We start from the raw sequence: 6,529 nt of genomic DNA, 5'->3' as shown, positions 1-6,529 counted from the left end.
TGAGCAGGTGGTTGAGTGCAGCGGCATTGCCTGCATAGGCAATGATGGCATCAACCAGCTTCTCATAGGCATCGGCAAGGTCGTCAATGACTAGCGATGTTCCAAGCAGTCCGTATCCACGCTCCATGAGGTCGGTTCTGACATTGGTTCCTGAGATCACCGGCACCCGGATACCAAACAGGTTCTTTTCGGTTAGCTCTATCTCAGTCTTTGATTCAACCGAATACGCAGCAATCGTTACATTTAGCATCCCTTCGATCATGTAGGCCGGGGCCAGAAGGTGTCTGACTCTGCGGTACCTGGCCATCAGGAGATCGTATTCTGCCTTTACCTCCGGGGCAAGCCTGGTGACCTCCATGATAAGTCCGTCCAGCTTCATCTGTAATGTTTTCCGTGCCCTTTTTGCTATCTGAAGTCTGGTCCTCAGTACGAGGAGTTCGGATTTCGTGGGACGTACATCACGAAGATACGGCATCTACATCACCAGATGTTGTCTGATAAAGTCAGGGCTTACCCCAAACTGTTTTCCCCTTGCAATCGCCCGAAGATTTGCAACCTCGTACCGTTTGTGTTCCATATAGGAGATGATGGGAAGGACAGAGAACGGATGACGACGGGCAAGCCCATCCAGATGATGGAGAAGCATGGTATTGACCGCGAGCATGACAGTATAAAGAGGAGTCTTCCTGGCCGCCCATCTTCTCCAGACAACATCAGCAGCATCAGTCTCACAAATACTCGCATCACATCGCAGATTTCTGAGTGCCTCCGTCAGTATGGAGATGATACCGGCACGGGACAGTTCACTGACAAATGCCTCCCGGTCAGATACTGTGTAAAGCCGCTGGAAATCTTCAGGGGTGAGATACCCTCCCGGGATCATATACGGCGTAATATCTGCCATTCTGCTTCCTGCACGAAGTCTGAAGACATTCCTGATATTCTGAATGTCTATCTCGAACCTGAGATGGGGAAGTATGACATCGCCCCCACGGATTCCAAATCGTGCGTCAGCGATCAGATTTTCATAATATTGCAGATATAATTCGTTCTCAAGAGAGGCAAACAGGCCCCGCCTGTATCCTTCTGATATCACTCTGGAGACGACACCTGCGTATGGCCATGAGGACAGATGTTCTGATATCTCACGAATGGTTCGAAGGATGAGCAGATGGTCAAGCTGAGCGGGAGTGAGCACTCCAGCAGGGATAAGCACTGCCCGTATCCGTTCGGGAGGGATCTGAAACTGACATCCCCGAAGGATGAGCATGATGTTCTCGATATCATACCTGGTGAAATAGCGTTCTGCCATTTCATGCAAAGCTCCGGGGGCAATTGAGAGGATATTTCGGTAGGTATTTGCCAGGTTCCGGGTGAGTGCCTGTTCAATACGCTCAATCTCTGAAAATGCGGAAGAGAGCGTATGGACCTCTTCGTCATACCCTGATTCTCCGATAAATCTGAGAAGCTGTGAGAGTTCCATGTTCAGGAGCCGGTTATACTGTTCTGGAGTTATCAGACTTTTTTTCCGAAGTCCGATCCGTGTGCAGATATATCGGTACGAAGAGGGAGTGACCAGGTAATGATGCATGATAGTATGGTTTTCTGCGTTGTAACAATATATAAATGAGGTATTTCAAATATTCTGCCATAGCCGTATCACCAGAAGTGATGAGATGATACAGTCCCTGACGATTTCAGCGCTCACCAATACCGGGCTTATAAGGAGGCGAAATGAAGATGCCTTGCTGATCGGCACTCATGTTCGTGCAGCAGTCTCCATGGTTCGTCCCTGTTGCTGTAGGATAGAACAATTCCCCGTTGTTCTTGCCGTTGCGGATGGTATCGGAGGAAGTGTTGCCGGTGATGTTGCAAGCCGGGAAGTATTATCCTGTCTGGGACAGGTTCCATGTCCGGATGGGGAGGAGATGCTGTCTGACCGGATCCACAAGACACAGGATCATCTCAGCCGGCTGGTTGCACAGTCACCGGATCTTGACGGGCTTGGAACGACGCTTGCCGGGGTGCTCTTCCTTTCCGAACGGATGATCGTCTTCTCCTGTGGTGATTCAAGGGTGTATATGCGGCGTTTGGGAGACGGGGATCATCTTTTACGCATGACCAAAGATCACTCATATATCCAGGAGATGATTGATACCGGACGGCTGACTGAGAAAGAGGCACGGTCCCATCCGCTTGGTCATGTGATCACGTCATGTCTTTCAGGCGGGCGGCGAAGGATTGCGCCTGATATCCGGATGAGTTCGCATACCGTCGAGGACGGGATGAGGCTTCTGCTCTGCACCGACGGGGTATGGGACTATGGGGGAGAACAGGTTCTGCAGGCGGTGTCATCCGGTGATCCGGTGACGGCAGCGCAAAAAGCCCTGAATATCTGTTATGACGCAGGAGCACCGGACAATATCACTCTCATCATTGCCGATGTTCAGGCCTAAAAAAGATTACCAGTCATCCCAGCTCTTCTTCATATCCTCGATGACTACAAGTGAAAGGGTTGAGAGTTCATTTGCCCCATCCCCCTCTTCATTTCTGGTATTCCAGGGATCAATCTTTATGGTCAGATGACTGGGAATCCGGGGGATTTCATGGGGGATCATAAACCGCAGGGTAAACATGGCAGCCTGTCCTGCTTTCAGCGGAGAAAAGGTATCAGTGACTGGAATAAGACTGGTTTCACCAAGCCATGCTTCAACCGGTACATCTCCCGGTGCTTTGTCATCCCCCCCCTGATTCCTCACAATAATCCGGGGCGTAACCGATCTTCCAGGCCGGGTGTATTGATAATCACCAACAAGGGTGACTTTTTCGAGGACATAATCGGGGGCATGGTCAGGGGAGGAGACTTGCTGGGCCGGAGCGGTAAAGACAATGGGCGAGGTGTTTGATCTATGCAGATCTCCAACGGCATAAGCGGGAAACAGCAGAAGAAATCCCAGGGTGAAAGCCAGCAGATATAATCTGATTTTCATAAGATGCCTCATATACCCGATACTATGTTGATTCTCCCGTTCAATAGGGTTTTCTGTCATTGCAATCTCCGGTCACAACAGAGCGGACCATGCGATATATGAGAGAATTACCATGATGACGAGGATAATAACGATTCCTTTGGAGAGACATGAGTAACAGATGCCGGTTTTGGTATGTATGCATGCCTGGCAGTGCTGATGATTGCAAAGCCGGCAGGTATATTCTCCATTCTGATCCTCGTGATGGATGCAGGGGTGGCCGCCATACTATGTACTGGCTTGTTTCCGGGTAAAAAGACTTTCATTTGAGAGATCTTCTGAATGAGATTAATTTATTGATCGGCTATGAACTATAGCAGGGTTCTTCATCTCATACAATCAGATAACAGTATTCTGATATGGGCAGGGTATGTGGAAAACATAGAATAGCATCCTTCAAACAACGAGTATTTGACAGTGTCAATGAGAGAGATGAAGGCGGCAAACCAAATACGCTCTTTGATTATTTCATCATTTTTGTCATCATAATCAACACCATTCTCATTCTTCTTGAGACATACCCGGAGGTGTCTGCACCGTACAAAGGATATCTGGATCTTATCGAGCAAGGAACCATCATCATCTTTACCATTGAATATCTGCTCCGGATCTGGACCTGTACCTGTTACCCGGAATATCGTCATCCGGTTTTGGGACGGCTCAGATATGCGTGTTCTATCACAATGATTATTGACTTTTTTGCGGTGTTTCCCTTTTACCTGACATTACTCATGCCGTTGAGTGTTGAACTAGTTCATTTCCTCAGACTTTTCCGGCTCTTTCGGGTGATGAAACTGCTCCGGTATTATGGATCTATTGATGTGATATACCGGGTCATAAAGCGAGACAGCCAGTATCTCTTTTCGGTAAGCGTGATCCTGCTGGTTTTTCTCTCGTTCAGTTCATACCTTATATACATTCTTGAATCAGAGGCACAACCTGACAGGATTCATGACTTTGATGATGCTCTCTGGTGGGCCATTGAGACGACAAGCACGGTCGGGTACGGTGATGTTGTTCCGGTCACCGGGATGGGGAAATTCTTTTCATTTTTGATTATTCTTATCGGAATAGGGCTGATTGCACTTCCGACAGGTATTATTGCATCAGGATTTCTGGAAGAGTTGCGTACATCCCATGATAGCACACAGGATGCATCATCCCTCCATCTGGCAGATGAGATCAGAAGACTCAACGATCTGCGAAATGAAGGGATCATTACTGAAGAAGAGTTTCGAATGGGAAAAGAGAAGATACTGAGATAGGAAGTAACCGGCGGAGAGTATGAAGTCATCAGCAGATGAACACTATGATATTTCATCGTATGAAAAAAAGCCAGGTGACCGGTCAGTCTTCGTGCATTATGCATACATTCGCATGAGTATTCCCCAAATTCTGATGCTCATCTCTCTCTTTCTTCTCATATCACCGGTCTCCTCCCTTTCGATCCATTTCCTTGATGTGGGTCAGGGAGATGCTGCGCTCATCGAACATCGCGGTCATGCCATGCTGATTGATGCGGGTGATCCGGATGCAGGGTCGCGTATTCTTTCATATCTTCAAAAACAGGGGATATTCAGCCTTGATGTCCTCATTGCCACTCATCCGCATTCAGACCATATCGGAGGGATGACTGATATTCTCAATGCCATCCCGGTTTCTTTATTCATTGATAATGGAGCAATTCATACCTCTCCGACGTACCGAACCCTGATGAAGACCCTGATAGAGAAACAGATTCCATATGGAGTGGCAAGAGAGGGAGATCTGATCCCATTTACCGATGATATCACCATCCGGGTCATATCGCCGGCTGAGCTCTCCGGTGACCTGAATGAGGACTCGCTTGCATTTGTGCTTACGTATGGGGAGGTGAGGGTATTTTTTACCGGTGATTGCGAGCATTGTGATGCGTCTTGTGATGTCGTAAAACTGGCTCATCATGGTTCAAAAGGCTCTGCATCGCGTGGGATCCTGAAGGGAGATGTTCCTGACCTGGCGATTATTTCACTTGGACGGGATAATGAGTATTATTATCCAGCACCATCCACGATCCATGCCCTGGAGTCGGCCGGAGTTGGGATAGTACGGACCGATGAGAGAGGAACCATTGTATTGCGAACTGACGGGAGGAGATACTGGCTTGACGAATGAGGTTCTGGCGACGGTGGATCGGCTTGAGGAGGGGGTGTTGGTTCTGATGACTGATACCGATCCGGTCCATGAGATATCTCTTCCTTATACGCTCTTTCCTCTGCTCCATGAAGGGGATGTGGTCAGGTTGATTGTGGAGGAGGATATGGATCGAAGGGAGGAGACTGTGCAGGAGGTTATGGAGATGAAAAAACGGTTACATAATGTGTCCCTATGATCCCTCCTCTGATAAATATCGCTCTTTTGCAATGGTATATCCGCCATTCCCAAAGGGTTAAAACCTCCCCGGACTATTTTTCTTTAGCAGAAAAGCTTCAGTGTATTATCTTTTCACTCTGTATAGTGGTTTGATCGCTCATGATTCCGATGATTCACTTCACAAGAGGTACGAATTCTCTCCGGTGGATATGGATTCTCTTCATCCTCAGTTTAATCATTGCATCGGTATGTCCGGCTGCTGCTGCCAGAGATGTCAGAGTAGCCGTACCTGATCTCAGACCAAGTCTTTTTCTCGATGAAAAGGGAGAACCCGCCGGATTTTTTGTAGACCTGCTTGAAGACCTGGCTGCAGAAGAGGGATGGAATCTCATCTGGATCAAAGGAACGCTCTCTGAAAGTTGGGATCGTCTCTTGGAAGGTGATATTGACCTGCTTTAGGCAGTAACGACAACACCGGAGCGGTTGACCCGATATGACTTTACGAATGAACCGGTCCTTTCAATCTGGTCACAGGTGTATGCCCGGTCGGACTCCGGTATCAATACGATGACTGACCTTGAAGGAAAGAGGGTCGCAATGGTCAGTGGATCATCAAGTGGAATCGGATTTCGGGATTATGCAGAAAAATTCGGGGTGTGTGCCACGTATGTGGAGAAGAACACACCGGAAGAGATCCTTGATGCTGTTGCAAACGGAGAAGCAGATGCCCTTGTTGTGTATAATTCAGCAGGTCAGGACGAGATGAAAAAACACGGACTGATTGCCACTCCAGTCATGTTTAATCCGTCATCATTCGGCTTTGCAGTTCTGAAAGGGAAAAACCAGGATCTTATCAGTGCAATTGATACCTCCATTGCAAAGGGTAAGAAAGATCCCTCATCTTGGTATAGCCAGTCAATGCAGCGGTGGTATGGCATCCAAGCTGAAGAGATAATTCCTGCCTGGTTCTGGTGGGGTCTTTTAGGAGTTTCCAGTCTTGCATTCCTTTTTGTTTCCATGAGTTACCTTCTCAAACGTGAGGTTTCACGAAAGACTGCTGAACTGAAAAGACAGAACGAAGAACTACAGAGGGAAGTTTTCAATCGTGTTCGGGCGGAAAAAGGACTCTCGATAAAAAATGAGGAGTT

General features: G+C 47.9%; 10 protein-coding genes. 6 read left to right on the top strand and 4 right to left on the bottom strand.

The genetic code is table 11. From position 1 onward, the window contains the following. Both PLA23_RS09210 and PLA23_RS09205 read right to left on the bottom strand, forming a co-directional pair. Positions 1-475, bottom strand: a 475-nt coding sequence (locus PLA23_RS09210) for a V-type ATP synthase subunit D (RefSeq protein ID WP_324474941.1), incomplete at its 3' end; no start/stop codon positions are given. Continuing rightward, positions 476-1,591 (bottom strand): V-type ATP synthase subunit C, encoded by a 1,116-nt coding sequence (locus PLA23_RS09205; protein ID WP_324327898.1) that lies wholly within the window; start codon positions 1,589-1,591, stop codon positions 476-478. 85 nt (positions 1,592-1,676) lie between these two features. On the opposite strand from PLA23_RS09205, the gene PLA23_RS09200 reads away from it, so the two are divergent. Then, the gene (locus PLA23_RS09200) at positions 1,677-2,456 is read left to right on the top strand and encodes a PP2C family protein-serine/threonine phosphatase (protein WP_324327896.1); all 780 of its coding nucleotides are present in this window, start codon (positions 1,677-1,679) and stop codon (positions 2,454-2,456) included. A 6-nt stretch (positions 2,457-2,462) separates the two neighbouring features. Here PLA23_RS09200 and PLA23_RS09195 read toward each other — a convergent pair whose 3' ends face one another. Together PLA23_RS09195 and PLA23_RS09190 are read right to left on the bottom strand one after the other, a co-directional pair. Continuing rightward, positions 2,463-3,050 (bottom strand): hypothetical protein, encoded by a 588-nt coding sequence (locus PLA23_RS09195; RefSeq protein ID WP_324327895.1) that lies wholly within the window; start codon positions 3,048-3,050, stop codon positions 2,463-2,465. 47 nt (positions 3,051-3,097) lie between these two features. Next, positions 3,098-3,295: a hypothetical protein gene (locus PLA23_RS09190; RefSeq protein ID WP_324327894.1), complete on the bottom strand. Its 198-nt coding sequence runs from the start codon at positions 3,293-3,295 to the stop codon at positions 3,098-3,100. Between the two features lie 93 nt (positions 3,296-3,388). Here PLA23_RS09190 and PLA23_RS09185 point away from each other — a divergent pair, with 93 nt between their 5' ends. The 5 genes from PLA23_RS09185 to PLA23_RS09170 form a co-directional block, all read left to right on the top strand. Beyond that, complete coding sequence (locus tag PLA23_RS09185) at positions 3,389-4,294, top strand: ion transporter (protein ID WP_324327892.1); 906 nt, start codon at positions 3,389-3,391, stop codon at positions 4,292-4,294. A 19-nt stretch (positions 4,295-4,313) separates the two neighbouring features. Continuing rightward, complete coding sequence (locus tag PLA23_RS09180; RefSeq protein ID WP_324327890.1) at positions 4,314-5,183, top strand: ComEC/Rec2 family competence protein; 870 nt, start codon at positions 4,314-4,316, stop codon at positions 5,181-5,183. Continuing rightward, positions 5,173-5,400, top strand: a complete 228-nt coding sequence (locus PLA23_RS09175; RefSeq protein WP_324474940.1) for a hypothetical protein — start codon at positions 5,173-5,175, stop codon at positions 5,398-5,400. Before PLA23_RS09180 ends, PLA23_RS09175 begins: the two co-directional genes overlap by 11 nt. 140 nt (positions 5,401-5,540) lie before the next feature. Beyond that, complete coding sequence (locus PLA23_RS13810; RefSeq protein WP_502883617.1) at positions 5,541-5,840, top strand: transporter substrate-binding domain-containing protein; 300 nt, start codon at positions 5,541-5,543, stop codon at positions 5,838-5,840. A gap of 24 nt (positions 5,841-5,864) precedes the next feature. Further along, on the top strand, positions 5,865-6,529 hold a 665-nt coding region (locus PLA23_RS09170), incomplete at its 3' end, for a substrate-binding periplasmic protein (protein ID WP_502883616.1).

The sequence above is a fragment of the Methanospirillum sp. genome (genome assembly GCF_035406105.1).
Taxonomy (GTDB): Archaea; Halobacteriota; Methanomicrobia; order Methanomicrobiales; family Methanospirillaceae; genus Methanospirillum.
The sequence above is the reverse complement of the archived record's forward strand: the minus strand, read 5'-3'. Positions and strand labels throughout refer to the sequence as shown.